The organism is Mesorhizobium sp. M0664 (assembly GCF_040320565.1).
In the GTDB taxonomy this organism is placed as follows: domain Bacteria; phylum Pseudomonadota; class Alphaproteobacteria; order Rhizobiales; family Rhizobiaceae; genus Mesorhizobium.
This window is the reverse complement of sequence record NZ_JAMYPW010000001.1, coordinates 44,463-70,912: the sequence shown is the minus strand read 5'-3', so window position 1 is coordinate 70,912 and position 26,450 is coordinate 44,463. Positions and strand designations below refer to the sequence as shown.

The 26,450-nt window shown below is 63.5% G+C and carries 25 protein-coding genes; 10 read left to right on the top strand and 15 right to left on the bottom strand.

The window, feature by feature from the left end; translation table 11 throughout:
• Window positions 1-52: 52 nt before the first annotated feature.
• The 4 genes from NKI39_RS00340 to NKI39_RS00325 form a co-directional block, all read right to left on the bottom strand.
• Window positions 53-1,033, bottom strand: a complete 981-nt coding sequence (locus NKI39_RS00340; RefSeq protein WP_352818653.1) for a 2-hydroxyacid dehydrogenase — start codon at window positions 1,031-1,033, stop codon at window positions 53-55.
• Window positions 1,030-2,052: a LacI family DNA-binding transcriptional regulator gene (locus NKI39_RS00335; protein ID WP_352470174.1), complete on the bottom strand. Its 1,023-nt coding sequence runs from the start codon at window positions 2,050-2,052 to the stop codon at window positions 1,030-1,032. The genes NKI39_RS00340 and NKI39_RS00335 overlap by 4 nt, the downstream gene beginning before the upstream one ends.
• Before the next feature lie 31 nt (window positions 2,053-2,083).
• Window positions 2,084-3,004 carry a DMT family transporter gene (locus tag NKI39_RS00330; RefSeq protein ID WP_352830271.1) on the bottom strand — a complete coding sequence of 307 codons (921 nt, stop codon included), beginning with the start codon at window positions 3,002-3,004 and terminating at the stop codon, window positions 2,084-2,086.
• A 197-nt stretch (window positions 3,005-3,201) separates the two neighbouring features.
• Complete coding sequence (locus NKI39_RS00325) at window positions 3,202-3,609, bottom strand: DUF2000 family protein (protein WP_352818660.1); 408 nt, start codon at window positions 3,607-3,609, stop codon at window positions 3,202-3,204.
• 51 nt (window positions 3,610-3,660) lie between these two features.
• Here NKI39_RS00325 and NKI39_RS00320 point away from each other — a divergent pair, with 51 nt between their 5' ends.
• Entirely contained in the window at window positions 3,661-4,533 is an 873-nt protein-coding gene (locus tag NKI39_RS00320) for an AraC family transcriptional regulator (RefSeq protein ID WP_352830586.1), read from the top strand.
• Between the two features lies 1 nt (window position 4,534).
• Here the strand turns inward: NKI39_RS00320 and NKI39_RS00315 are convergent, their stop codons facing one another.
• Both NKI39_RS00315 and NKI39_RS00310 read right to left on the bottom strand, forming a co-directional pair.
• Window positions 4,535-5,017, bottom strand: coding sequence for a MarR family winged helix-turn-helix transcriptional regulator (locus tag NKI39_RS00315; protein ID WP_352818663.1), 483 nt, complete (start codon window positions 5,015-5,017; stop codon window positions 4,535-4,537).
• Window positions 5,018-5,219: 202 nt separating this feature from the next.
• Entirely contained in the window at window positions 5,220-5,942 is a 723-nt protein-coding gene (locus tag NKI39_RS00310; RefSeq protein WP_352830267.1) for an intradiol ring-cleavage dioxygenase, read from the bottom strand.
• A gap of 197 nt (window positions 5,943-6,139) precedes the next feature.
• Between NKI39_RS00310 and NKI39_RS00305 the strand changes: the two genes are divergently transcribed.
• Window positions 6,140-7,213, top strand: coding sequence for a CobW family GTP-binding protein (locus tag NKI39_RS00305; protein WP_352818669.1), 1,074 nt, complete (start codon window positions 6,140-6,142; stop codon window positions 7,211-7,213).
• Window positions 7,214-7,357: 144 nt separating this feature from the next.
• The gene (locus NKI39_RS00300; RefSeq protein WP_352818672.1) at window positions 7,358-8,332 is read left to right on the top strand and encodes a WD40 repeat domain-containing protein; all 975 of its coding nucleotides are present in this window, start codon (window positions 7,358-7,360) and stop codon (window positions 8,330-8,332) included.
• 8 nt (window positions 8,333-8,340) lie between these two features.
• On the opposite strand, the gene NKI39_RS00295 is transcribed toward NKI39_RS00300, so the two are convergent.
• Window positions 8,341-8,586, bottom strand: a complete 246-nt coding sequence (locus NKI39_RS00295; RefSeq protein WP_352830263.1) for a hypothetical protein — start codon at window positions 8,584-8,586, stop codon at window positions 8,341-8,343.
• Between the two features lie 363 nt (window positions 8,587-8,949).
• Here NKI39_RS00295 and NKI39_RS00290 point away from each other — a divergent pair, with 363 nt between their 5' ends.
• From NKI39_RS00290 to NKI39_RS00280, 3 genes are all read left to right on the top strand, one after another.
• Window positions 8,950-10,332, top strand: coding sequence for an aspartate aminotransferase family protein (locus NKI39_RS00290; protein WP_352830260.1), 1,383 nt, complete (start codon window positions 8,950-8,952; stop codon window positions 10,330-10,332).
• A gap of 14 nt (window positions 10,333-10,346) precedes the next feature.
• Window positions 10,347-11,768 carry a glutamine synthetase family protein gene (locus NKI39_RS00285; RefSeq protein ID WP_352540365.1) on the top strand — a complete coding sequence of 474 codons (1,422 nt, stop codon included), beginning with the start codon at window positions 10,347-10,349 and terminating at the stop codon, window positions 11,766-11,768.
• Window positions 11,769-11,854: 86 nt separating this feature from the next.
• On the top strand, window positions 11,855-12,577 hold the full coding sequence (locus tag NKI39_RS00280; RefSeq protein ID WP_352470171.1) for a UdgX family uracil-DNA binding protein: 723 nt from the start codon (window positions 11,855-11,857) through the stop codon (window positions 12,575-12,577).
• A 1-nt stretch (window position 12,578) separates the two neighbouring features.
• Here NKI39_RS00280 and NKI39_RS00275 read toward each other — a convergent pair whose 3' ends face one another.
• The 4 genes from NKI39_RS00275 to NKI39_RS00260 form a co-directional block, all read right to left on the bottom strand.
• Entirely contained in the window at window positions 12,579-13,844 is a 1,266-nt protein-coding gene (locus NKI39_RS00275) for a glycerate kinase type-2 family protein (RefSeq protein WP_352830257.1), read from the bottom strand.
• 175 nt (window positions 13,845-14,019) lie between these two features.
• Window positions 14,020-14,526, bottom strand: coding sequence for a heme-degrading domain-containing protein (locus tag NKI39_RS00270; RefSeq protein ID WP_352813880.1), 507 nt, complete (start codon window positions 14,524-14,526; stop codon window positions 14,020-14,022).
• Window positions 14,527-14,600: 74 nt separating this feature from the next.
• Entirely contained in the window at window positions 14,601-15,914 is a 1,314-nt protein-coding gene (gene guaD, locus NKI39_RS00265) for a guanine deaminase (protein ID WP_352830253.1), read from the bottom strand.
• A 1-nt stretch (window position 15,915) separates the two neighbouring features.
• A complete protein-coding gene (locus NKI39_RS00260) occupies window positions 15,916-17,133 on the bottom strand; it encodes a urate hydroxylase PuuD (RefSeq protein WP_352614357.1) in 1,218 nt (405 codons plus the stop codon).
• 140 nt (window positions 17,134-17,273) lie between these two features.
• Here NKI39_RS00260 and NKI39_RS00255 point away from each other — a divergent pair, with 140 nt between their 5' ends.
• The 4 genes from NKI39_RS00255 to dps all read left to right on the top strand — a co-directional run bounded on the left by NKI39_RS00255 (window position 17,274) and on the right by dps (window position 21,167).
• Window positions 17,274-18,194, top strand: coding sequence for a LysR family transcriptional regulator (locus NKI39_RS00255; RefSeq protein ID WP_352452229.1), 921 nt, complete (start codon window positions 17,274-17,276; stop codon window positions 18,192-18,194).
• A gap of 75 nt (window positions 18,195-18,269) precedes the next feature.
• Window positions 18,270-19,283 carry an LLM class flavin-dependent oxidoreductase gene (locus NKI39_RS00250; protein WP_352830249.1) on the top strand — a complete coding sequence of 338 codons (1,014 nt, stop codon included), beginning with the start codon at window positions 18,270-18,272 and terminating at the stop codon, window positions 19,281-19,283.
• Window positions 19,280-20,533, top strand: a complete 1,254-nt coding sequence (locus tag NKI39_RS00245) for an LLM class flavin-dependent oxidoreductase (RefSeq protein WP_352830246.1) — start codon at window positions 19,280-19,282, stop codon at window positions 20,531-20,533. Before NKI39_RS00250 ends, NKI39_RS00245 begins: the two co-directional genes overlap by 4 nt.
• A 145-nt stretch (window positions 20,534-20,678) precedes the next feature.
• Complete coding sequence (gene dps, locus NKI39_RS00240; RefSeq protein WP_352830244.1) at window positions 20,679-21,167, top strand: DNA starvation/stationary phase protection protein Dps; 489 nt, start codon at window positions 20,679-20,681, stop codon at window positions 21,165-21,167.
• Between the two features lie 8 nt (window positions 21,168-21,175).
• Here the strand turns inward: dps and xdhC are convergent, their stop codons facing one another.
• The 4 genes from xdhC to uraH form a co-directional block, all read right to left on the bottom strand.
• Complete coding sequence (gene xdhC / locus NKI39_RS00235; RefSeq protein ID WP_352830584.1) at window positions 21,176-22,165, bottom strand: xanthine dehydrogenase accessory protein XdhC; 990 nt, start codon at window positions 22,163-22,165, stop codon at window positions 21,176-21,178.
• 62 nt (window positions 22,166-22,227) lie between these two features.
• Entirely contained in the window at window positions 22,228-24,579 is a 2,352-nt protein-coding gene (gene xdhB / locus NKI39_RS00230) for a xanthine dehydrogenase molybdopterin binding subunit (RefSeq protein ID WP_352767441.1), read from the bottom strand.
• On the bottom strand, window positions 24,579-26,060 hold the full coding sequence (xdhA, locus tag NKI39_RS00225; protein WP_352830241.1) for a xanthine dehydrogenase small subunit: 1,482 nt from the start codon (window positions 26,058-26,060) through the stop codon (window positions 24,579-24,581). Before xdhA ends, xdhB begins: the two co-directional genes overlap by 1 nt.
• A gap of 1 nt (window position 26,061) precedes the next feature.
• Complete coding sequence (uraH, locus tag NKI39_RS00220) at window positions 26,062-26,436, bottom strand: hydroxyisourate hydrolase (RefSeq protein WP_352469857.1); 375 nt, start codon at window positions 26,434-26,436, stop codon at window positions 26,062-26,064.
• Between the last annotated feature and the right edge of the window lie 14 nt (window positions 26,437-26,450).

Below are 26,450 nucleotides of genomic sequence, written 5' to 3'. Positions count from 1 at the left end.
ACCAGAATGATTCCGAAGGGTTAAGCTGAAGTTAATAGATATGGCAGCCCGCTTACGGCCTTGCCTTGACATTTGCCGTCTCCGGCACCGGCGTCAGCGCCTTGCGCTGCGAAAACCACGAGACCAGATTGTCGACGCAAAGGTTGGCCATGGCGCGGCGCGTATGCTCGGACGCCGAGCCGACATGCGGCAAAAGCGAGGTGTTGGGCGCGGCAAGCAACGCCGCTGGCACATTCGGCTCGTCGGCAAAGACGTCTAGCCCGGCAGCGGCGATGCTGCCGCTGGCAAGTGCGGCGGCAAGGGCTGGTTCGTCGACCGTGCTGCCCCGGCCGATATTGACGAAGACGCCGTTCGGCCCCAGAGCCGAGAGGATTTCGGCATTGACGGCCTTTTCCGTCGAGGCCCCGCCGGGCGCCACCGAGATCAGTGTGTCGACCGCCTCGGCGAGACCTTTCAGCGTCGGGTGATAGTCATAGGACAGGCCTTCGACGCGGCGCCGGTTGTGATAGGCGATGGGCAGTCCGAAAGCATCGAGCCGCCGGGCAATGGCGAGGCCGATGCGGCCCATGCCGAAGATGCCGACATGGCGACCGCGCAAAGTCAGCCGGCTCAGCGGATAGTTGCCGTTGCGCAGCCAGCTTCCGTCGCGCAGCCAGGCCTCGGCGCGCGGCAGTTCGCGGACGGCATTGATCAACAGGCCGAGCGCCGTATCGGCGACCTCTTCGGTCAGCACATCCGGCGTGTTGGTGACCATGATGCCGCGCCGTGCGGCGTGGCGGATATCGACCGAATCATAGCCGACGCCGAAATTGGCGATAATCTCGAGCTTTGGCAGCGCGTCCATCAACGCGGCGCTTATGCCGCCAAAGGCGGCTATGCCGCGCACCGTATGACGCATCTCGTCGGTGACCAGCGACGGATCGGCGCGTTCGATCCGGACGCGGCTGAACGCCCCGTCGATGCGGCCGACCGCATGGTCGTTGAACTGGCCCGGCACCAGAATGGTAACAGCTTGCTGTTCGGTTTTTGTCATGCACGTTCCACCGGTTTGCCGGTCGACTGGCGCACATGCAGTTCCGGCTTGATCAGTTCCTGCGACGGCCGCACCGTCTGTCCGTTGAGTTTGTCGAGCAGCGCGCTGGCGGCGCGGCGGCCAACCTCGCGCTGGCCGTTCCACACGGTAGTCAGCGCCGGCGTGGCGATCGCCGCTTCCTCGAGGTCGTCATAGCCGGTAACCGAGATGTCGATGCCCGGCACCAGCCCGGCGCGGGCAATGCCATTCATCAGACCGATGGCGACGAGGTCGTTCCAGCAGCAGGCCGCGGTCGGCCTGTCCTTCAGCGCCAGGAACTGCCCGGCAGCCTCGAAGCCGGCCTGCTTCGTGCGCGGGCCGGCAATGCGCCAGGACGGCCTGACCTCAAGCCCTGCCGCCTCCATGGCGTTGACATATCCCTGATAGCGGTCGCGGCCGGTCGACGTCTGGTCGGTACCGCCGATCATGGCGATGCGCTTGTGGCCAAGCGAGATCAGATGGTTGGTGGCAAGCCCGGTGCCATAGGCATCGTCGCCGCGAAACACCGGCACGTCGGCACCTTCGACGGTGCGTGCAATCAGCACTGCCGGGAGACCGTTCTCCTCGGCCAAGATTATGTCTTCGGGCGGCGTGCCGATGGCCGGCGACATGATGACCCCGTCAGCGCCAAGCTGCAGAAGCGTGTCGATGAAAGTGCGTTGTTTCTCGAGCTGGTCGTAGTGGTTCGACAGGATGAAGGTTTGCCGGCTGCGGTCGAGCTCGCTCTCTATCGAACGCAATATCTCGGCAAAGAACGGGTTCATGATGTCGTGGACGACGACGCCGACTATGCCCGAGCGCGAGGTGCGCAGGCTGGCGGCGCGGCGGTTGTAGATATAGCCGATGGCGCGTGCATGTTCCTTGATGCGATCGCGGGTGCCGCCGGCGACCAGCGGGCTGTCGCGCAAGGCCAGCGAGACCGTGGCCGTGGACACGCCGAGCGCATCCGCGATGGTCGAAAGCTTGATCTTCTGTGCCAGCGCCCTGCGCTCCCGAAGCAATTTAAACTGTTTAAAGGCCGGCTCTTATGCCATCGATTCCGAGCAAATCAAAGTTTTTTTGCCAGCGCTTCGCGTCCGCGCCCAGCGTTGCGCGGTTGCGCAAGCGGAGCCGGTGCTCGCGGTGAACGATGTAGAGGCCGCTGGCGACGATGACTGTGGCACCGACCAGCGTCCAGCGATCGGGAAACTGGTTGAAGACGATCAGGCCGGAGATGATCATCCAGATCATCTGCGAATAGGGATAGGGAGCCAGGGCCGTGGTGGTGGCAAGGCGATAGGCCTGCACAATAAGCCAATGACCGATGGCGCCGAAGACGCCAAGCATCAGCAATATGAACCAGTGCCAGCCATCCTGCGGCAGCGAAGGCGAAAACGGCAGTGTCGGCAGCAGCAGCACGGCCGGCGCCAGCGCCGAAAACAGGATCAGGCTTTCCGAGGTTTCCGTCGCCGACATGCGGCGCGTCATGATGACGTAGAAACTGTTCGATAGCATCGAGCCGAGCGCAAAGAGATGGCCGACGCCAAAAACGCCGACGCCCGGCCGGGTGATGATGAGGACGCCGACAAAGCCGCTCATGATGGCCAGCCAGCGCCGCCAGCCAGCCCATTCGCCGAGCAACGGACCGGCAAGCGCGGTGATCACCATCGGGCCGAAGAAGTAGATCGAGGTGGTTTCCACCAGTTGCAGCGTCCGCAGCGCCAGAATGTTGAACATCGTCGATCCGAACAGGAGCAGACCGCGCGTGATGTGCGCCGGCAGGTTGGCGGGACGAAAGCGCAGCGGCTCGCGCCATCCGCGCAGAAAGACGCCGACGATCAGCACATGGACCGCGAAGCGGGTCCAGGCGACGATCAGCGCCGAGACGCCGGCCAGCACAAGGTACTTGCTGCTGGTGTCGAGGAAGGTGAAAAACACATAGACGGAAAGCATGCACAGGATCGCCGCCGGCGATGTCGCGCTTTCGTCTTGTCTTGGGGGAGCATTCAATTTCAGGCCGGACGGGAAGCAAGGCAGTCCCTCACCAATGCGGCAATTGTCGCCTGCGGGCAAGCCAAAACAGGCTGGCACAACGACAGCCGCCGGCAGGCTCAGTTTGTTTCCCAGTGGCCGACCTAGTGGCCGACGACTCAGGCGTGCATGCGGGCGCCCTTGGTGATCTTGTCGACGAGCTTCTTTTCGGCGCGAAGCGCGATGCCGACCACCTTGGCATGCTCCGGCGCAAATTCGGCAAAGACGGCGCGGTTGGCCAGATCATACCCGGTCGAAAACATTTCCTCGACATAGAGCGAAACCGTCACACCACGCTCCAGCGCCCGCCGCTGGATCGCGCCGAGCGTCTGGCCGTCCGCCGAAAGCACGATGACCGGCTGGATCGACAGCGGGTTGTAGATATTGCCGGCGCGATCACGGTAGGGGTCGCCGATAATGTCGGGAAATTGCGCGACGATGCCGCTGGTCAGAAAGGCGGTGACATTGAGCTTTTGCCAGACGGGAAGATCATCCTTGAGCACGATTGCAAATTTCGTATCGAACATGCGACAGTTTCCATCCGAAAAGGGGGCCAATCCGAGGCTGCGAGTGAAGCGATGGCGCACGATCTGGACCGGGAAGCCTTTCAGGGTCTTGGACGTTTGTGCGTGGATGCAGCCGAGAACTGCATCGTACCGGCACCCGGTGCTGCCGGGATGGAACGCATCGAGGCCCGGTTCCACGGCAATGCCTTCGATCTCCATCGCCACGACACCTATGCGATCGGGGTGACGCTTTATGGCGTGCAGCGCTTCCGCTATCGCGGCCAAACGCATCAGAGCCTGCCTGGCCAGATCATTATCCTTCATCCCGACGAACTGCACGATGGCGGTGCCGGCACCGAAGACGGCTTGCGATACAGAATGCTCTATTTGGAGCCGTCCCTGATGCTCGATTGTCTCGGCGGCGGATCACTGCCATTCGTCGGGAATGCCGTGGTGACAGACCGCGATCTCCGGGCGACGCTGCTTTCCGCGCTCGGGCCGTTGAATCAGGAACTGGACGAGCTGTTTGTCGTCGATTTCATGACGCAGCTTATGCAAAGCCTAGCGCGGCACGCCGGTCAGCGGGCGAAACCGGTAGCGAAAACTGCGTGGCGCGCCGCCAGCCTGGCGCGCGACTATCTGGAGGAAAATGTTGCGCGGATTGTACGTTCGCATGAATTGGAGGCGATAACCGGATTGGACCGTTATGCCCTTTCGCGGCATTTCCGCGCCACCTTCTCCACCAGCCCGCACCGGTTCCTGGTGATGCGCCGGCTTCAGCGGGCCCGTCGGATGATCGAAGCCGACGAGCCGCTGGCGCAAATCGCCATCGCAGCCGGCTTCAGTGATCAAAGCCATTTCAATCGGCATTTCAAGAAGGCGTTCGGTGTCACACCGGGACGTTGGTCGGCACTGACGCGGCGGCCGTCAGCGGCGAACGCGTGAGCTATTCAAGCATCTTGTCTTCGATATCCAGTTCGTCATCCGGGAGCACCATTTCGCCGTTCGACAGGTTCGCCTCGACGCGGGCAAGCAGCTTGAACAGCGCTTTCTGGTCCTTCTTGTCGAGACCCTTCAATGCCTGCTTTTCGGTCTTCTTCACCGACTTCTCGATGGCGTGGATGATTTCGCGGCCGGTGTCGGTGAGGAAAATATGCGCCTGGCGGGCATCGGCGGACGAGGCCCGCTTCTCCAGAAAGCCCTGCGCCTGCAGCCGGTTGATGGTCTTGGTGATGGTTGGCGGCCGCACGCCGAGGCGGCCGGCAAGGTTGCCGGGCGTCTGCCCATCCTCGCGGTCGAGCGCCAGCATGATCTGGTCCTGGCCGGCATAGAAACCATGCGCCAGAAGCCGGGCGGCGAGCGCCGTGCGCGCCAGCCGCGCCGCCGAATGCAGCCGGCTCATTGTTCCAGTCTTGTCCGCCTTGGCCATGCTCATCCCTCCTCGGCCGAACCGGAACGGCCAGCATAGAAGCAGGCCGCCGATTGGCAATGACGATCGAAACATTCCGGCTCGGAAAATAGCTTTGCCGGCAAGCTTCGCGGTGTTCGCCGTGGCTAATGCCAGATGTTTATTTCAGTTAGATGACAAACGACTTTCCGCAATGGCTGGATGGGGACGTGACGAGGTGTTCTCAACCAGGTTTCACCGCGACCACCATCAACGCCTGATAGGCGTCCGCCATTTCCCGCAGCGCTGCCTGCGACAGCGGCCCGGCCTGCCGCGCAATGCCGTCCCGCGCGTTCGATGTATCGCGTTTGCCGAGGCGATCTTTATAGGGCGCGACGGTGGCGAATATCTGCTCGCTGAGGCTGTCGGGGAAGAACATCTGGCCGGTCATCACCGAGCGGTCGTCGGGGAAGATCTTGAAATGGATGTGGGTGGTGCGGCCACGATACCAGCCGGGATAGATGGTGGCGAAAGAAGCGATGCCGCTTTCATCGGTTCTCTGCCAGCCGCGGAGAAAGCTCTGGCCGGACGTGTCGATATCCTGCCCGTCGCCCTGTCCGGGATATCCGGAATAGGCGCCCTGGGCATCGCAATGCCAGATATCGACGCGTGCGCCGGGAAGCGGGCGGCAGGCGGCGTCGACGATTTGCAGCCGCACATTGAGGGCGATGCCCTTCTTGCCCTCGGTGATGTCGGCGCGTTCGAGCTTCGGGTCGAAATAGAACGGCCCTTCGGTGACCTCGGGCGTGATGGCGCAGACGCCGGCACCGGCCTCGAACAAAGCAAGCCCGGCATAGGGCGAAACCTGCCCGGCCCTTGCACCGGCGGGCAGGAATATGCCGCCAGCGGTAACCGCAACGAGACCGAGCGCCTGCCGACGGCTTAGTGGCAAGGACTTGTCGGACATCTGGCGCCTCTTCAACGCGAACAGCTCCGTAAATGACCCCGCCTATCTAGGGCCCGCTGTCAGGCGGCGCCAATGAAAGTTCGGTAATGTGAGGAAAGTTCGGCAATACCAGCCCCTCTTTGGCCCACCGGTTTGCCTCGTGCAAAAGCCGAGCACACATCCTATATGGAGCCGACAATCCCTATTCGAGGCACAATATGAGCGACGCACAGACGCAGATCCCCGTAACCGTCCTCACCGGCTATCTCGGCGCCGGCAAGACGACACTGCTCAACCGCATCCTTTCGGAAAACCATGGCAAGCGCTACGCCGTCATCGTCAATGAATTCGGCGAGATCGGCATCGACAACGAGCTGATCGTGGAATCCGACGAGGAAATCTACGAGATGAACAATGGCTGCGTCTGCTGCACCGTGCGCGGCGACCTGATCCGCGTCGTCGAAGGCCTGATGCGCAGGCCTGGCCGCTTCGACGCCATCCTCGTCGAGACCACAGGCCTCGCCGATCCCGTGCCGGTGGCGCAGACCTTCTTCATGGACGACGACGTGCGTTCGAAGACCAGGCTCGATGCGGTGGTGGCGCTGGTCGACGCCAAGCACTTGCCGCTGCGCCTCAAGGATTCCCGCGAGGCCGAGGACCAGATCGCCTTTGCCGATGTCGTCGTGCTCAACAAGACCGATCTGGTCACCCCCGAAGAGCTGAGCAAGGTGGAGGCGACGATCCGCGCCATCAACCCGGCGGCACGAATCCATCGCACCACGCGCGCCAGCGTGGCGCTGTCCGAGGTGCTCGATCGCGGTGCGTTCGACCTGTCCCGGGCGCTGGAGAACGATCCGCACTTCCTCGAGGCGCATGACGATCACGACCATCATGATCATGATCATGATCATGACCACCATCACCATGATCACGACGGCCATGATCACCACGATCATGACGGGCATCATCATGCGCACCCTTCCGACATCCATGACGTGACTGTGCAGTCGGTGTCGCTGCGCGGCGGCGAGATGGACCCGAAAAAGTTCTTCCCGTGGATCGAGAAGGTCACCCAAATGGAAGGCCCGAACATCCTGCGGCTGAAAGGGATCATTGCGCTGAAAGGCGATGACGAGCGCTATGTCATCCAGGGTGTGCACATGATCATCGAGGGCGACCACCAGCGCGCCTGGAAGGACAACGAGAAGCACGAGAGCCGGCTGGTGTTCATCGGCCGCGAACTCGACGCCGAGCGACTGAAGACAAGCTTCGAGGCCTGCCAGGCCGCTTGATTTAGCTGCCCTTTCTTCCTTCTGGGAGAAGTGCAGCCTAAACGCTGGCGGTCTCTCCTCACCACGATCCGAAGCACGGGTTGAGACCCGCAGCTCAACCCCTTAAGGGTGAGGCAGCAGAAATCTCGAACGGAATGATCTCTCATGCCGACAGTCGCCCCGCTCGATCTCGAAGGCCACTGCCTCGCCGCCGTGTTTCTCGGCGACGTGCCGCATTTTGCGCTGGCCGACGGCACAATCCATCGGCTCGACCACGGCCACAAGACGGTGCAGGCCAATGACGGAATGCTCGCCGCCTTCCATGATGCGGCAAACGACCGACTGATCACCGGTGGTGAGGACGGCAGGATCTTTGCCGTGACCCCAGGCGGCAATACAACGGAATTGGCGACCGCAGGCAAAAAATGGATAACCAGCGTCGCCGCCGGGCCGCAAGGCGCTGTTGCCTATGCTTCGGGCAAGATTGCCTATGTGCGCTTTGCCGACGGTAAAACCAGGGAATTCTCGCATCCGCGCTCAGTCGAGGGGCTTGCCTTCTCGCCCAAGGGCATGCGCTTCGGCGTTGCCCGCTACAATGGCGCGACGCTGCACTTCCCGGCTGCCGACGGCAGGCCGGTCGAGCTCGAATGGGCCGGCGCCCACACCGGCATCACCTTCTCGCCGGACGGCGGCTTCCTCGTCACCACCATGCAGGAAAACGCGCTACATGGCTGGAAGCTCGCCGACGGCAAGCACATGCGCATGTCCGGCTACCCCGGCAAGGTCAAAAGCCTGTCGTGGAGCGCCAAGGGCAAATGGCTGGCGAGTTCCGGCGCGCCGGCGGCGATCGTCTGGCCGTTTTCGGGCAAGGACGGGCCGATGGGCAAGGCGCCGCTGGAACTCGGCACGCGCGGCAATGCGATGGTCACCTCCGTCGCCTGTCACCCGAGCCAGGACGTCGTTGCTATCGGCTATGATGACGGGATGGTGATGGCGGTGCGCTTCGCCGACGCCAAGGAAGTGCTGTTGCGCCGGCCCGGCAAGGGCGCCGTCACTTCGATGATGTGGGACAAGGAAGAGCGCCGCGTCGCCTTTGGCAGCGCTGCTGGCGACTGCGGCGTCATCGATATTTCGGCGTAGCCTGTTACTTACTCGGCTCCGCAAGATACTTTGCCGGTCAATTCAGCCTGCTTGCCGTCCTTTTCGGCCTCAGCCGTTCCATCATAGATTGAGAGCAAATAGCGGCCGTCATAGACGCCTTCGTCGCTGGCCTTGGTCAGGATCGCCAGTTCGACGTAGCCGTAGGCGTTTTCGACCTGCCGTTCGTGGTTGACGAGCAGCCGCAATTCCTTGTTGTCGAGCCAATATTGCGTGAGGTTCTGATCCTCGAACACCGTCTTGCGCAGACTGTCGGCAGCCGGCCTGCCCAGAATCTCGAGCTCGCCGCTAAAATTGAAGGTCGGCCCATGCCTCTGGTGACCCCGGCACCGATCTGAAATTTGACGGCTGCATCCTCGGCGGAACACCAGATGCCGCCGGACGCCAGAGCCGCACCAACCGACGACAGCAACGTTGCTGCGCAGACGATCGCCCGCGCCATCTTATGCCCTCCAGCCGAAGTACCATTGGCGCCCGAAGGCGGCTCGCGGTCAAGCGCCTGATTTCATTCAAATGACCGCAGACCCAACACAGGGCAGCCGCCCGGCCAATTGCGGTAGCGGCCGCCGATTGTCTAATGTGCGACTGAGAGGGCCGCCATGAACGTCATGAGCCATGCAAAGACTTCCATCGGCGGCATCGGCCCGGCCCGGATCGCCGAGTTACGCGCGACCGAGGCAGAAGTCTTCTGCCGGGCGCGGCCGAAATCGATGGCGAAAATCGGCAATGGCCTGCCCGGCTTCTTCGGCGGCGTGCCGATGCATTGGATGAACGACTGGCCGACGCCGTTCCCGATCCTTGTCGATAGTGCCAGGGGCGCCATCATCAGAGATATCGACGGCAACCGGCTCGACGATTTCTGCCTTGGCGACACCGGCTCGATGTTCGGTCATTCGCCGCCGCCGGTCGCACGCGCCATCCGCAGGCAGGCCGGACGCGGCCTGACCTACATGCTGCCTGCCGAGAACGCCCTCGCCATCGGGCCGCTGCTGCAGCAGCGTTTCGGCTTGCCATTCTGGCAGATCGCGACGACGGCGACCGATGCCAACCGCTTCGCGCTGCGGGTTGCCCGCGCCGTTACCGGCCGGGAGAAGATACTGGTCTTCAACGGCTGCTATCATGGCTCGGTCGACGAGACGATGGTGCGGCTGGTCGCCGGGAAAGCGGTGAATCGACCGGGACTGGCCGGCGAGTTCCGCGACCTGACGCGGGCGACTGATGTCGTCGAGTTCAACGATCTGCCGGCGCTCGACGCGGCACTCCGGGGCAACGATGTCGCCTGCGTCATCGCCGAGCCGGTGCTGACCAATTCCTGCATGGTGCTGCCCGAAGCCGGCTTTCATGATGGCTTGCGGCGTCTCACCCGTGCGACCGGCACGCTGCTTCTAATCGACGAGACGCATACAATCTCGACCGGTCCCGGCGGCTATACAAGCAAATACGGGCTGGAGCCGGACCTGTTCGTGCTAGGCAAGCCGATTGCCGGCGGCGTACCGGCGAGCGTCTGGGGCATGAGCGAAGACGTTGCGGCCCGCTATGCCGCTTATATCAGCCGGAAAGAGCCCGGCTACTCCGGCATGGGGACAACGCTGTCGGCCAATCCGCTGCAATTCGCAGCGATGCGCGCCACGCTCGAATATGTCATGACCGACGAGAACTACAGCCATATGGACAATCTGGCGCGGCGGCTCGACGCCGGGCTGACCGCCGTCATCGATCGCTATCGTCTGCCCTGGCATGTTGCTCGCGTCGGTGCCCGTGTCGAGTTCATCTGCGCGCCGGGCCCGCTGAGGAACGGCGGCGAAGCGGAGGCTGCGCACGTGCCGGAGCTCGAGGCGGCAATCCATGTCGCGCTGGTCAATCGCGGCGTGCTGATCGCACCCTTCCACAACATGATGCTGATCTCTCCTGCGACCAGCGCCGCCCAGGTGAACCGGCTGATCACTGCCTTCGACGCGGTTGCGGCAAAGCTTACGGCGTGAGACAAGCTTGCGGCATGAAACAAGCGCCCAAGCAAAGTTTGAACCTGGTCACGGCATCCCCTTCGGGCTCGACGCCCGCCGAGGCGCTGGCCTTTCTCGACGCTCATCCCGAGATCGAAGCGTTCGACATCGTGCTGACCGACGCCAATGGCGTCGGGCGCGGCAAGATCGTGCGCCGGCATGAGTTGATGAGCATCTTCGAGGGGGGCCGGCACATGCCGATCTCGATCCTCGGCCTCGACATCACCGGCGAGGATGTTCACGAGACCGGGCTGATCTGGACGACGGGCGACGGCGACCTGCGGGCGTGGCCGATCCCCGGCACACTGGTGCCGCTGTTCGGCACCCAGCCGCCGCGCGGTCAGGTGCTGATGGCGATGTACCATCTCGATGGCCAGCCGATGTCGTCCGACCCGCGGCTGGCACTCGCCCGCCAGGTAGACATCCTCGCGGCCCAGGGCCTGCATCCGGCCGGCGCCTTCGAGCTCGAATTCTTCCTGCTCGCCAACGAGCGCGACGCCGAAGGCAAGGTGCAGCCGGCGCACGCGGTGCTTGACGGACGCCGCTCGGCCAAGACTGAGGTCTATTCCGTCGACCATCTGCACGGCATGGAGCCGCTGTTTTCCGACATCTACGCCGCAGCCAAGGTGCAAGGCATCCCGGCCGAGACGGTCATCTCGGAATATGCGCCCGGCCAGTACGAGCTGACGCTCAACTACCGCAAGGATGTGATGCGGGCGGCCGACGATCTCGTCATGCTCAAGCGACTGGTGCGGGCGCAGGCGCGCCGTCATGGTGTCACCGCTTGCTTCATGGCCAAGCCGATCGAGAAATATGCCGGCTCGGGCATGCATTTTCACGTCTCGCTGCTAGACGATGCCGGCAAGAATGTCTTTGCCGAAACCGGCGGCGAAAGCTGGTCGCTGCCGCTGCTGCGCGGCCTCGGCGGACTGATCCAGACGATGGCGGAATCGATGCTGGTCTTCGCGCCGCACGCCAATTCATGGCGGCGCTTCGTCTCGCAATCCTATGCGCCGGTGGCGCCGACCTGGGGCGTCAACAACCGTTCGGTGGCACTGCGTGTGCCGGCCGGCGATGCCAGGAACCGCCGCATCGAGCACCGGCCATCGGGCGTCGACGCGAATCCTTACCTGGTGGCGGCAACGGTGCTGGCCGGTGTCGTCAAAGGCCTCGACGAAGGCCTCGATCCCGGTCCCGAAACCACCGGCAATGGCTACGAATCAGCCGTCACGCGCACGACGATGCCGGTCGACTGGCGTGCCGCGATCGAGGCGGCAAGGGCGTCGACCTTCCTCAAGGGCGCATTGGGCGAAGACCTGCACCGGACGTTCGTGGCGATCAAGCAGTCGGAATATCTGCGCGTGGCGCGCACGGTCAGCGAACTGGATTATCACCTCTATCTGCACGAGGTGTAGGGCATCACATCGTCGGCCATCCGCCGGTGAAGGCCCATGCGGAATAATTTCAGCGGAACCTTCGGCGGGCTTTGCTCATTGCGTGTCTGATTGCAGGAGCGAGCAAGGCCGCCTTAGTCATGATCGCCAGGATGCAGACAACCCCGACGCCGCACCATGCCAAAGTGCAGGCAAGACGCTTGCCTGCAAGCAAGTCTCCGGAAACGACAGAAATCGACGCCAGGACGATTCCTGAACTGCGCGAAACGGCCAAGATCTGCCGCCGCTGTCCGCTATGGCACGACGCCACGCAGACCGTGTTCGGTGAAGGCCCTGATAAAGCCAAGGTGATCTTCGTCGGCGAACAGCCGGGCGACCAGGAGGACCTGGCGGGCAAGCCCTTCGTCGGTCCGGCGGGCAAGGTGTTCGACGCCATCCTGGACGATGCCGGCGTCGATCGGCTGAAAGTCTACGTCACCAACGCAGTCAAGCATTTCAAGTTCGAGCCGCGCGGCAAGCGGCGCATCCACTCCAAGCCGAACGCCGGCGAGGTGCAGGCTTGTCGCTGGTGGCTCGACAAGGAAATCGATCTGATCAAGCCCAATCTGGCGGTGGCGCTCGGCGCAACGGCGGCGCAGGCGCTGCTCGGCAAGGTGGTGCCGATCATGAAGATGCGCGGGGCCGTCGTGGAGCGTGACGATGGCTTGCGTGTCTTCGTCACCATCCACCCGTCTTTCATCCTGCGCATTCGCGAGCCGGCGGACAGGCAGGCAGAACGCGACCGGTTCCTGCAGGATATGAGAGCGGTGAAAAAGCTGATGGCCGCCTGAGCTATTTGATCAATATCGCCCTGAGATCGTTGACGTTTGTGCCGGTCGGACCGGGTACGAAAAGGTCATCTACGGCATTGAATGCCGTCCAGGCGTTGTTGCCGGCAAGCATGGCCTTGGCATCGATGCCCGCCTTATGCATCCGCGACACTGTCGAGCCGTCGGCGAAGGCGCCGGCATTGTCTTCCGAACCGTCTATGCCGTCGGTGTCGGCGGCCAGTGCGTGGACGCCCGCCAGGCCGCTGATCCCAATGGCGAAGGCGAGCAGGAATTCCGAGTTGCGGCCGCCTTTGCCTTTCGCGCGCAAGGTCACGGTCGTCTCGCCGCCCGACAGGATCAGCACCGGTTTTGCGAATGGCCGGTTGCGCGTCGCCACTTCGCGCGCGATTGCAGCGTGGACGCCGCCGACCTCACGCGCCTCGCCCTCGATGGAATCGGAGAGAATGACCGCTTCGATACCTTGGTACCTGGCTTCGGCCGCAGCCGCTTCCAGCGATACGCCGGCCGAGGCGATCAGATGTACCTCGTTGCGCGAAAAACGCGGATCATCGACGCGCGGTGCATCGGCGGCCGGCGAATTGATGTGCGCCATCACTGAAGCCGGTAGTTTCATGTCATAGGCGGCGATCGACGCTAATGCATCTTCGCGGCTGCCGGAATCGGGAACGGTCGGGCCGGAAGCGACCAGCGCCGGGTTATCGGCCGGAATGTCGGAGACCACCAGCGACACCACCTTGGCTGGATAGGCAGCGGCTGCCAGCCTGCCGCCCTTGATCGTGGAAACATGTTTACGGATGGTGTTCATTGCGGCGATCGGCGCGCCGGAGGCGAGCAGCGCCTCGTTGACGGCGATCTCATTGGCCAGCGTCAGACCTTCGGCAGGTGACGGCAGCAGCGCCGAGCCGCCGCCCGAAATGAGCGCCACGACGAGGTCGTCCGCAGTCAGTCCCTGGACCTTTTCGAGCAGCCGCCGGGAAGCTTCTAGCCCCGCGGCATCCGGCACCGGATGCGCCGCCTCGATGATCTCGATGCGCCGGCAGGCCGCGCCATAGCCGTAGCGGGTGACGACCAGCCCTTCGATCGGCCCGTCCCACACTTTCTCGAAAGCCGCCGCCATCTGCGCCGAGCCTTTTCCTGCACCGATGACGATCGTCCGCCCCTTCGGCCTTGCGGGCAAATGATCCTTGATCGTCCTCTGGGGATCGGCGGCGGCAACGGCGGCGTTGAAGATGGAAATGAGAAAGGACTTGGGATCGAGCGCGGTCATACTGAGCGACCACGGACGCTGTGCGAGCTTCTGCGGCGTTTGCGCTGCCCCTCACCCTTACCCTCTCCCCGTATAGAGACGGGGAGAGGGGATCGCCAGCGTTGGAGCGTTGCCCTTCTCCCCGTCACTACGCGGGGGGAAGGTGCCGGCAGGCGGATGAGGGGCAGCGCCAACGTCACGATGTTGCTTCCGGCGGCAGGACCAACTCCTGGCTATCGACGCCCAAGTAGCTACACAGCGTATCGACGACAACTCCGTGGTCCTCGCGCTCCGGTAGACCGGAGACGGCGATCACGCCGATGACGCCAGCGCCCTTGACAGTGATGGGAAAGCCGCCACCGGCCAGCACATAGTCGGCAATGTCCAGCCCTTCGCCGGGCTTGAAGCTGCGGTCGGGGCGCTGCTGCTCCAGCACCATGCGGTAGGTGCTTTTCAGGAACCGCCGCACGACGTTGATCTTGCGCCGCGCCCAGTCCGGATTGGAGGCGTTCGAGCCGGGCATTGCCGCATAGAACAGCGGCCGGTCGAAAGTTCTGATATCGACGATGATCGGCAGGTTTTCCTTGAGAGCCCGGTCGCGGATCGCCGAGCCGATCTCGAAAGCGACGGCTTCATCGAAGGCCGAAAAGACAAGCGTGGCTTCCTGTTTCTTGATCAGAGCGATGTCGTCCGCAACGGCCATGTCGTTCCCCTGTCGATCTCGCCTGTTGCTTTGGCGGATGGCTGCCGCCCGGTCAAGCCGGCCGCATACGACGGCTAAACCGCTATATCCGCCTTGGCCGCCCGGCCGGCGACATAGACCTCGCGCACGGCGCGGTCGTCGCCTAGCGTCTGCAGCAGAAACAACTCCTCGGCGAGCGTGTCCGCCGTCTCCACCCGCAGCCGCATCGCCGGCGTGGCGCGGGCGTCGAGCACGATGATATCGGCGTCGCTGCCTTCCTCCAGGGTGCCGATCTTTTCCGCAAGCGACAGCGCCTCGGCATTGCCGCGGGTCAGCTGCCAGAAGGACTGGAACGGATTGAGCTTCTCGCCGTTCAGCGCGATCACCTTGTAGCCCTCGTCCATGGTGCGCAGCATCGAATAGTTGGTGCCACCGCCGACATCGGTGGCTGCGGCGATGCGAAGCGGCTTCTCGCGGCGGCTATAGCGCTGATAATCGAACAGGCCCGAGCCGAGAAACAGGTTGGAGGTCGGGCAGAACACCGCCACCGAGCCGCTATCCGAAAGCGCATCCGCCTCGCGCTCCGACAGGTGGATGCAATGGCCGAACAGGCTTCTGCGCCCGAGCAGCCCATAGTGTTCGTAGATGTCGGTGTAGTCCCGCGTCTGCGGGTACAATTGCTGCGTGAAGGCGATCTCGGCGTGGTTTTCCGACAGATGCGTCTGCATGTGCAGATCAGGATATTCGCGGCAGAGCGCGCCCGCCATCTCCAATTGCTCGGGCGACGAGGTGATGGCGAAGCGCGGCGTGATGGCATAGTGCTGGCGCCCCTTGCCGTGCCACTCATCGATCAACGCCTTGCTGTCGTCATAGCCCGATTGCGGCGTGTCGAGCACGCCGTCCGGCGCGTTGCGGTCCATCATCACCTTGCCGGCGATGTTGAGCATGTTGCGGTCGTGCGACTCGGCAAAGAACGCCTCGGCAGATTCCTTGTGTACCGAGCAATAGGCCGCGACTGTCGTGGTGCCATGCCGCAATACTTCATCCAGGAACAGCCTGGCGATACGGCGGCCATGCTGGGCGTTCTGGAATTTTGTCTCTTCCGGAAAAGTGTAGGTGTTCAGCCAGTCGAGCAGCTCGGCGCCGAAGGAAGCGATGACCTGCATCTGCGGAAAATGCGCGTGCGCATCGATGAACCCGGGTAGCAGCAGATGCGGCCTGTGGTCGATTTTTTTTGTTCCCTCGCCCGCCTTTTTCTCGACCTCGGCATAGGCGCCCGCGGCAACGATCCTTCCGTCGCGCATCAGCAGGCCGCCATCTTGCTCGTAGCGCCAGGCGGAATGGTCGTCGATGGTTTCTGGCCAGCGCAAAAACGACAGCGTGCGGCCGCGCAGCAGCGTGCTGGTCATGCTATTTCCCCGCGCCTTCGAACCAGGCTACCAGCAGTGCCCGTTCCTTGTCGGTGATCTGGGTGACGTTGGCGGGCGGCATGGCGTGGCTGCGTCCGGCCTGCAGGTAGATCTCGCCGGCGTGCTCGGCGATGCCGGCATCGGTATCGAGCATCACGCCCTTAGGCGCGTGGTAAATGCCCTCGTAGGACGGCTCCGCCGCATGGCACATCGAACAGCGGCCAAGCACTGTATCACGCACGGCGGGAAAATGCGCCGAGGCGACGTAGACCTGTGCCGCCGAGGACGTTTTGACCTCGCCGGTCAGCAGCTTCGGTGCCGTCGACAGCCAGATGATGACGACGAACAGGACGGCGGCGGCCAGCCAGGTCCAGGTAGGATTGCCTTTGCGCGCATGCCTGGTGTTGAAATAGTGCCGGATCAGCACGCCGATGATGAACACCAGCGAGGCGATGACCCAGTTGAACTCTGTCCCGAACGCCAGCGGATAATGGTTCGACAGCATCAGGAACAAAACCGGCAGCGTCAGGTAATTGTTGTGCAGCGAGCGCTGCTTGGCGATCTTGCCGTATTTCGGATCGGGCTTACGGCCGGCGATCAGGTCGGCGACGACGATCTTCTGGTTGGGGATGATGACCATGAAAACGTTGGCCGACATGATCGTCGCGGTAATGGCGCCGAGATGCAGGAAGGCGGCGCGGCCGGTGAACAGGTGGGTCAGTCCCCAGGCCATGAATACCAGCACCCCATACAGCACCAGCATCAGGCCGGTGTCGCTGTTGCCGAGCGGCGAACGGCACAAGAGATCGTAGACCACCCAGCCGACGCCGATCGTCGCCAGCGACAGCAAGATGCCTGTAGGCACCGACATAGCAAGGACATTCGGATCGATCAGGAACAGGTCCGCCCCGGCATAGTAGACGACGCACAGCATGGCGAAGCCCGACAGCCAGGTGGCGTAGGATTCCCACTTGAACCAGGTCAGATGCTCGGGCATCTCAGCCGGCGCCACCAGATATTTCTGCACATGGTAGAAGCCGCCGCCATGCACCTGCCATTCCTCGCCGAAGGCTCCGGCAGGCATGCCCGGACGCTGGCGCAGCCCGAGATCGAGCGCGACGAAATAAAAGGACGATCCAATCCAGGCGATACCGGTGACGACGTGCAGCCAGCGCACGGCGAAACTCAGCCAATCCCAGAATATCGCGAAATCCATCATGAAAAAATCGTCCCTGCCGATCCACTGACTTTACGGACTGGAGCGCAAACGGAAAGGGCCGAGCTGCACGATGACTTTCAAAAAAAATTGGAAAATACTAGGCTGATCATACGCAGCCACATGAGAGCCACGGAAGCCGCATGGCCTATCTCGACAACATCGCCGTTTTCGTCCGCGTCGTCGAGCTCGGCAATTTGTCGGCGGCTGGGCGCGACATGCGCATTTCGCCCGCGGTCGCCTCTAACCGGATCAAGGAGCTCGAGAAGCACCTGGGCGTCAGGCTGTTCAACCGCACGACGCGACAATTGATGCCGACCGAGCACGGCACCGTGTTCTACTCTGGCGCCAAGCAGGTGCTGGAGGCGGTCACCGAGGCGGAAGCGGCGGTCAGCGCGCTATCCGGCCAGCCGCGCGGCACCATAAAGGTGACAGCGCCGCTCGGCCTCGGGCGGCGGCTGGTAGCATCCGGAATCCCGGATTTCCACGACAGGTACCCAGATATCGAGGTGCGGCTCCGGCTTTCCGATCACAATGTCGATATCATGAAGGAAGGCATCGACGTTGCGTTCCGGCTGGGCATCATCGAGGATTCCAGCCTCAGGATGCGCGGCATCATGGACTGCGAACGCGTGCTGGTAGCGGCTCCGCAATATCTGGACGTGCGCGGCGAGCCGACCGAGCCGCAGGAGTTGATCGGCAAGAAACACGATTGCCTGATGCTGCGCTATTCCGGCGCGCGCGAATATGTCTGGACACTGCAGACGCCGAATGGGCCGCAAAAGTTCGAGGTGCACGGCCCCTACGATACCGATGATGGCGACGTGCTGACCGGCTGGGCGCTGTCCGGCCGCGGCATCATCAACAAGCCGCGCTTCGAGGTCGAGCCGTTTATCCGCGACCAGCGGCTGAAGGTGATCCTGAGCAACACGCCGCCGACGCCGGTGCAGTTCGCCGCCGTCTACCCGCACAAGAAGCTGCAGGATCCGAAGGTGCGGCTGCTGCTCGATTTCATGGCCGAGCGCTGCCAGCGGCTGATCAGGGATATTCTGGCCGGCAAATGATCGTCGGCTGGCCGGTTGCTTTGCGTCCAGCCGGCGAGATAATTCTCAAGGAATCTCGCTCAACAGGGAAAAGCGATGGCCAACGGCGCCACAATGTGTCTCGCCGTTTCACTGTCTCCGGAAGCCGCCCCTTCCCATCCGCCCGACGCCGCCCCGGACTTCAGTCTGCTGACGCGGTTCGTGCAAGAAGCCGAAGCGGCCGGTCTGGACATGGTGTTGCTGGGCGATTCCGCACCGGTTGCAGGCTGGCCGAACCGGCAAATGCGCTTCGAAGCAACCACCTTGCTGGCGGCGCTGGCGACGGTGACAAGCAGGATCGGCCTCGTCGCCGCCGCGTCGACGGTCGCCCACCAGCCCTATAATCTCGCGCGCCGTTTCGCCTCGCTCGATATCATCAGCCATGGCCGCACCGGCTGGAACGCGAGCATGATGCCCGACCCGCGCGAGGCGGCCAATTTCAGCCGGCCGGAAGGGTTTTCCTGCGACGATTTCCGCCTGCGCGCCGATGAATTCATCGGCATCGTGCAAGGCTTGTGGAAAGGCTGGGACGCAGACGCGCTGCTGTTCGACAAAGTTGGCGGCCGCTTCTTCGATCCCGAGAAGATGCACCTTCTCGACCACAGGGGCGAATACTTTTCCGTGCGCGGGCCGCTCAACGTGGCGCGGTCGCCGCAGGACACGCCGGTGCTGGTCATGTCCGGCCTGTCCGAGCCCGCCATGTATATCGCCGCCCGCACCGCCGATGTCGTCCTGCTGGATGAGCCATCGATCGAGCCGGCGAAGGCTGGCGATCTGAAGCGCCGTGCGCTTGCCTTCGGGCGCAGGCCGGAGGCGCTGAAAGTGCTGATGAACGTTGTCGTGGTTGCCGAAATAGCCGCCGCCCCGGACCTGTTTGCGGATCGGCTCGAAGAGTGCTTTCGCTCCACAGCTTGTGACGGTTTTAACATTCTCATGCCGCGGATGGTAGCGCTCGACAATTTCGTTGATTGCGTGCTGCCGGGCCTTCGCCGCCGCGGCCTTGTCCGGTCCGGCTACAGCGCGGCGACACTGCGCGCCCATCTCGGACTTGCCGGGGAGGATCGGCAATGAGTACCGGTCTACGGCAGATGAAGCTCGGCGCCTTCCTGTGGGCGACAGGCCACCACATCGCCGCCTGGCGCCATCGGCAGGCGCATGTCACGGCCGGCATCGACATCGATCACTACATCCAGCTGGCGCGGACGGCGGAAGCGGCGAAGTTCGACATGATCTTCTGCGAGGACGCCGCCGGCGTGCGTGAGGCCAATGTCGATATCGCCAGCCAGACCTCACGCTCGATCGGCTTCGAGCCGATCAGCCTGCTTGCCGCGCTCGCGGTGCAGACGGAGCGCATCGGCCTCGTCTCAACGGCGTCGACGAGCTATAACGAGCCTTACGGGCTGGCGCGAACCTTCCTGTCGCTCGACCACCTGAGCGGCGGCCGTGCCGGCTGGAACCTTGTCACTTCCGCCAGCCAGATCGAGGCCGCCAATTTCGGCTCGACCGGTCTGCGCCCGCATGCCGACCGCTACGAACGCGCGCGCGAATTCGCTGCCGTGGTTGCTGGCCTTTGGCAAGGCCAGGGCGGACACGAAGGCAGAAGCTTTTCGGTGCGCGACCCGCTCGATCTGCCGCGCTCGCCCCAAGGTGCGCCGGTCATGGTTCAGGCGGGAGCGTCGGACGAAGGCCGCGATCTCGCCGCCCGGACCGCCGATGTGGTGTTCACTGCGGCGCAGACATTCGAGGAGGGGAAGGCTTTCTACGACGACCTCAGGGGACGGCTGGCGGCCTATGGGCGCGAGCCGGACGACCTCAAGATCATGCCTGGCGTCGCGCCGGTGGTTGCGGCAAGCGAAGCGGAAGCCCGGGCAAAACATGACGAACTGCAGGAGCTGATACCGGACGATATCGGTGCCGCGCTGCTTTCCAGCTATCTCAGCATATCCGATCTCGCGCGCTATCCCATCGACGGACCGCTGCCCGAGCTGCCGGCCAGCGAAGGCATGCAGAGCCGGCAGGCGCTCGTCATCGAGCAATCCCGCCGCGACAAGCTGTCCATTCGCCAGCTTGCCCGTCATTTCGCCGGCGCGCGCGGTCATTGGCGCGTCGTCGGAACTCCGGCCCAGATCGCCGACCAGCTCGAGGCACGCTTCGAGGGCGGCGCCGCAGACGGTTTCAACGTCATGCCATCCTATTTTCCCGGCCAACTCGAAGCCTTTGCCACGCTTGTCGTGCCAGAGCTGCAGCGGCGCGGGCTTTTCCGGAAGGATTATGAAGGCAGCACGCTGCGCGACCATCTGGGCTTGAAAACGCCGGCGTAAACGACGCGCGGAACGAAAGTCGGAGATCGCCGTTTTGGGATGCTGTGCCGCGGCGATGAGGGCGTCTGCGCGCATATTCGATTGACCATCCCAAACTTCGCCCTCTTTTCAAACCAAGCGGACGCAACCGCCACAGGAGCCGATCATGGATGCCATCGCCACCCGCAACGACCTGCAATCCAATGCCAAGAAAGAGTGTATCGATCTTCTCAATGCCCGCCTCGCCGACGCCATCGATCTGGCCTTGATCACCAAGCAGGCGCACTGGAACGTCAAGGGACCGCAATTCATCGCCATCCACGAGATGCTCGACACGTTCCGCGAGGAGCTCGACGGCCATGTCGACACCATTGCCGAGCGCGCCGTACAGCTCGGCGGGACGGCGCTCGGCACATCGCAAGAGGTGTCGAAGGCGACTATGCTCAAGGCCTATCCGACCGACATCCACAAGACCCGGGATCATCTGGCGGCGCTGATCGACCGCTATGCCGCAACCGCCAAGCGGGCACGCGCGGCGATCGACGAGGCGGCCGGCGCGGGCGATGCCGACACCGCCGACATCTTCACCGCCTATTCACGCTCGCTCGACAAATTGCTGTGGTTCCTTGAGGCGCACACGCAGGAGAACGAATAGCCAAAACGTCAGCCAGCCATCGCCTTGCGGTGAGGGGCTTTGGACTGAGCGGACGGTGCCGCCGCATGGCCGGCCAACGCCGTCATAATCTCGGCCGCGGCGAGCGCTGCAATGACTTGCGGGCGCTTGTCTTTCACCGCATCGCCGCCGATCGGCGAGACGAGGCGGGCAAATTCCGCCTCGCTTCCGTCCGCCGACTTAAGGAACCAGTTCCGGAAGGTCGCCTTCTTGGTCCTGGAGCCGATCATGCCGACATAGGCGGCATCGCGGCGTTTCAGCGCCTCGGCGACGATCAGGAAGTCCAGCGCATGGTCATGTGTCAGGACGACGAAGGCGGATCCAGCCGGGGCTTCGCGCACCATCGCCTCAGGCATCGGCGTCAGCTTGGTTTCGACCGCTTCCGGCATGCCTTTGAGCGCCTCGGCTCGCGTCTCGACAACGACGACATGCACCGGCAGCAAGGCCATCGCGGAGGCCAGCGCCTGGCCGACATGGCCGCCGCCGAGGATGTAGACATGCGGTCGCTGCGCTTCCTCGGTTTCCGCCGCCGCAACCAGCTTGGCTTCACGCGCGGGGTCGACTAGCTGGATCAGCAGCTCGACCCTGCCGCCGCAGCACTGCCCGATGTCTGGGCCGAGCGCGATGTCGAGGGTGGCGCGGATATCCCTCCCCCTTGAGGGGAGGGTGGCGGCGAAGCCGCCGGGTGGGGTCGCCGCGGCAGTGCTCGACGCGCTGGCGGTACCTTCTGAAACGACCCCCTCTGGCCGCTCCGCGGCCATCTCCCCCTCAAGGGGGGAGAAAAGCATCTGTCGCGCTTTGTCGATCGCCATGTATTCGAGCTGGCCGCCGCCGATCGTACCGAAAGTGGCCGATCCTGAGACGAGCATGAAGGCACCCGTCTCGCGCGGCGTCGAACCTTTTGTCCGGGCCACCTCAACGAAGGCGACCCGGCCGGCGCCGGCAAGAAAGGCTTTCAGGCTCTGCACTTTCGCGTTCATCATTTGCGTTCCCTATCGGGAAATATAGAGTTTTTCGGCCTGAATTGCACGTTTTCCGGGATTCAAGTGCCGGTTTTGGCTTCCCGCTTCAGCCGTTCGATCGCCATCAGCACACGCTCCGGCGTGGCCGGCGGGTCGAGGCGCGGGCAGATCTTGTGGCTGGCAACGCTCGCCACTGCGTCCGACAGCGCATGCAGCACCGACATTGCGAGCGGAAAGGGCGGCTCGCCGACCGCCTTGGAGCGGTACACCGTCGGCTCGCCTGCTTGCGCCCAGTCGGCCAAAGTCACATTAAAAATCTTCGGCCGGTCCGACGCGAGCGGGATCTTGTAGGTCGATGGCGCATGGGTGCGCAGCCGCCCCTTGTCGTCCCACCACAGTTCCTCCGTTGTCAGCCAGCCCATGCCCTGGATGAAGCCGCCCTCGATCTGGCCGAGGTCGATGGCGCGGTTCAGCGAGCGGCCGGTTTCGTGCAGGATGTCGGTGCGCTCGACGATATATTCGCCGGTCAGCGTGTCGACAGACACTTCCGAGCACGCGGCGCCGTAAGCGAAATAGTAGAAGGGATGGCCCTCGCCCTTGTCGCGGTCCCAATGGATTTTCGGCGTCTTGTAGAAACCCGCCGCAGAAAGCTGGATGCGCGCCATATAAGCCTGCCTGACGAGATCGGCGAAGGCGATCTCCTGGTTGCCGATGCGCACGCGGTTGGGCAGGAACAGCACCTGGTCGCGCGGCACCTGGTATCTCTCGACGGCAAAATTGGTCAACCGGTCCTTGATCTGGCGGGCGGCATTCTGCGCCGCCATGCCGTTGAGGTCGGAGCCGGAAGACGCGGCGGTGGCCGAGGTATTCGGCACCTTGCCGGTCGTCGTCGCGGTGATCTTGACCTGATCGAGGTCGATCTGGAACTCTTCCGCCACAACCTGCGCCACCTTGACATAGAGGCCCTGCCCCATCTCGGTGCCGCCGTGGTTCAGATGCACCGAACCATCGGTATAGACATGCACCAGCGCGCCGGCCTGGTTGTAATGGGTGGCGGTGAACGAGATGCCGAACTTGACCGGCGTCAGCGCCAGTCCGCGCTTGATGAAGCGGCTGTTGGCATTGAAAGCATCGATGGTGCGGCGGCGCCTCGCATAGTCGGAACTCGCCTCCAGCTCGGCGACGATGCGGTGGATGATGTTGTCCTCGACCGTCTGGTGGTAGGGAGTGATGTTGCGGTCGCTGGTGCCGTAGAAATTCTTCTTGCGGATTTCGAGCGGGTCCTTGCCGACGGCAAACGCGACTTCGTCGATGACGCGCTCGGCGCCGACCATGCCTTGCGGGCCGCCGAACCCGCGAAAGGCGGTGTTCGATACCGTATTGGTGTAGAGCGGCGCCGATTGCGCGTGCACCGCCGGCCAGAAATAGGTGTTGTCGCAATGGAACAGCGCGCGGTCAGTGACCGGGCCGGAGAGGTCGGCCGAGAAGCCGCAGCGCGCCGCGAACATGAAATCTACGCCCAGAATATTGCCTTCGTCGTCGAAGCCGACCTCGTAGTCGACGAGGAAATCGTGGCGTTTGCCGGTGGCGATCATGTCGTCGTCGCGGTCAGGCCGGATTTTCACGGCCCGATGATGTTTCTTCGCGGCGATAGCGGCCAATGCCGCAAACTGATTGCCTTGCGTTTCCTTACCGCCGAAAGCGCCGCCCATCCGGCGGATTTCCACCGTCACCGCATGGCTCGGCACACCCAGCGCATGGCTGACCATGTGCTGGATTTCGCTCGGGTGCTGGGTCGAGGAATAGATGGTGACGTCGTGGTCCTCGCCGGGGATGGCCAAGGCGATATGACCTTCGAGATAGAAATGCTCCTGGCCGCCTATGCGCATTTTTCCCTTCAGCCGGCGCGGCGCCGCATTGATCGCAGCCGCTGCATCACCGCGCCTCAGCGTCAGCGGCGGCGTGACCAGCTTATCTTTCCGGGGATCGAGCTCACCGACATCGGCGACGAACGGCAATTCCTTGTATTCGACCTTGGCCAGCCTCGTTGCACGGCGCGCCTGCTCGCGGGTTTCGGCAATGACGCAGAAGATCGGTTGGCCAAAGAATTGCACCTTGCCGTCGGCCAGCACCGGCTCGTCGTGACGGCCGGTCGGCGAAATGTCGTTCTCGCCTGGCACGTCGCTCGCCGTCAGCACGTCGATGACGCCGGGTGCGGCGCGCACCGCCGACAGGTCCATGCTGGTGATGGTGGCATGCGTCGCCGTCGAAAGCCCAAGGCAGCCGTGCAGCGTGCCGGCCGGTTCCGGCATGTCGTCGATATAGACGGCCGTGCCACTGACATGCTTGTGCGCGGAATCATGGCGCTGGTCGGTGGCGACGCCGCCGGCGATTTTTTGCGCCTTCAGGTTTGGCGTGGCGTGCTTGTTCATCATGCCGCCTCGTGCCGTGATACCTGGATCGGCGCCCGGGTGCCGGTGGTTTCGGCAAAGAAGCGCAGCAGCAGGTTGCGCGCCGCCAGCGCCCGGTATTCGGCGCTTGCCCGCATGTCGGTTAGCGGCGTGAAATCGCCGGCATACGCGGCCATCGCCGCCTCGACCGTCGCTTCCGTCCAGGGCTTGCCAAGCAATGCCTTTTCGACGCCAAAGGCTCGCTTCGGCGTTGCCGCCATGCCGCCATAGGCGATGCGCACATCCGCCACCGTGCCATGCTCGGCGAGCTTCAGGAAAAACGCGCCTAGCGCTGCTGTGATATCTTCGTCGCGGCGCTTGGTGATCTTGTAGACGGCAAATTTCGTCTCGCTGCCCGGCACCGGAACATGCACGGCCTCGACGAATTCGCCGGGCTGCCGGTCCTGCTTGCCATAGGCGATGAAAAACTCCTCGAGCGGGATCGTTCGACGCTTGTCGCCGCGGCGCAGCGTCAGGCGGGCACCGAGTGCGATCAGCGGCGGCGGCGTGTCGCCGATCGGCGAACCGTTGGCGATATTGCCGCCGATGGTGCCCATGTTGCGCACCTGATCGCCGCCGATGCGGTCGAACAGCGGGCCGAGCGCCGGGATGCGTTTCGCCAGCGTCGAGAAGGCTTCGCTATAGGTGACACCGGCGCCGATCGAGATGACGCCCTTGTCCTCGGAAATCCCGCACAGACCATCGAGATTGCCGATGAAAACCGCCGGCGCAATATCGCGCATGTGCTTGGTCACCCAAAGGCCGACATCGGTCGAACCCGCGACGATAGTGGCGCCCGGCTCCTTGACGAGTACGCTGGCCAGATCGTCGGCATTGGCCGGCACGATCAGCCGCTTGTTGCCGGAGCCGATCTCAATGCGCGAACCGTCCTTCATCGCTTCGAGCTTGGCCGTGACTGCCTTGCGCTCCGCCGCCAACGGATCCTTTGCCGCCGTGCCGTAGCTGGAGATGGCACGTGCGGCGCGCATGATCGCCTCGTAGCCGGTGCAGCGGCAGAGATTGCCTTGCAGCGCCTTTTCGATGGCGGCGTCCGACGGCTCCGGCGCCCGCATCCACAGAGCATAAAGCGACATGACGAAACCCGGTGTACAGAAGCCGCATTGCGAGCCGTGGAAATCGACCATGGCCTGCTGCACGGGATGCAGTTTTCCTGCGTCGCCGCGCAGATGCTCGACGGTCACGATATGCGTGCCGTCTAGCGAGCCAAGGAAGCGGATGCAGGCATTGACGCTTTCATAGACCAGTGTTCCACCGGAGAGCCTGCCGACCAGCACCGTGCAGGCGCCACAGTCGCCCTCGGCGCAACCTTCCTTGGTGCCGCGCAGCGAGCGGTCGAGCCGCAGCCAGTCGAGCAGGGTCTGGTCGGGTGCAATCGTGCCGAGCGCGACGTCCTCGCCATTGAGGATGAAGCGGATTTCGTTGCGTGTCTTGATCCCTGCCATCTCAGCTTCCCCGGTAGGTCGAATAGCCGTACGGCGACAGAAGCAGCGGCACATGATAGTGCATCGGCTCGGCCATACCGAAGCGGATCGGCACATGGTCGAGGAAGGCCGGTTCCGCCAGTTTTGTCCCTTGCCCGCGCAGATAATCGCCGGCCGCAAAGACCAGCTCGTATTCGCCGGTGCGGAATTCCGCGCCGGCAAGCAGCGGAGCATCGCAACGGCCGTCATGATTGGTGACGACCGTTTTCAGATGCGTCCGGGCCTGACCGTCAAGATGATAGAGCTCGATCGACAGACCGGCCGCCGGTTTGCCGGCCGCAGTGTCGAGGACGTGGGTCGTCAGGCGCCCGCCTTCGGCTTTCGACGTTTCCGCCACTGGCTGCTCCATTC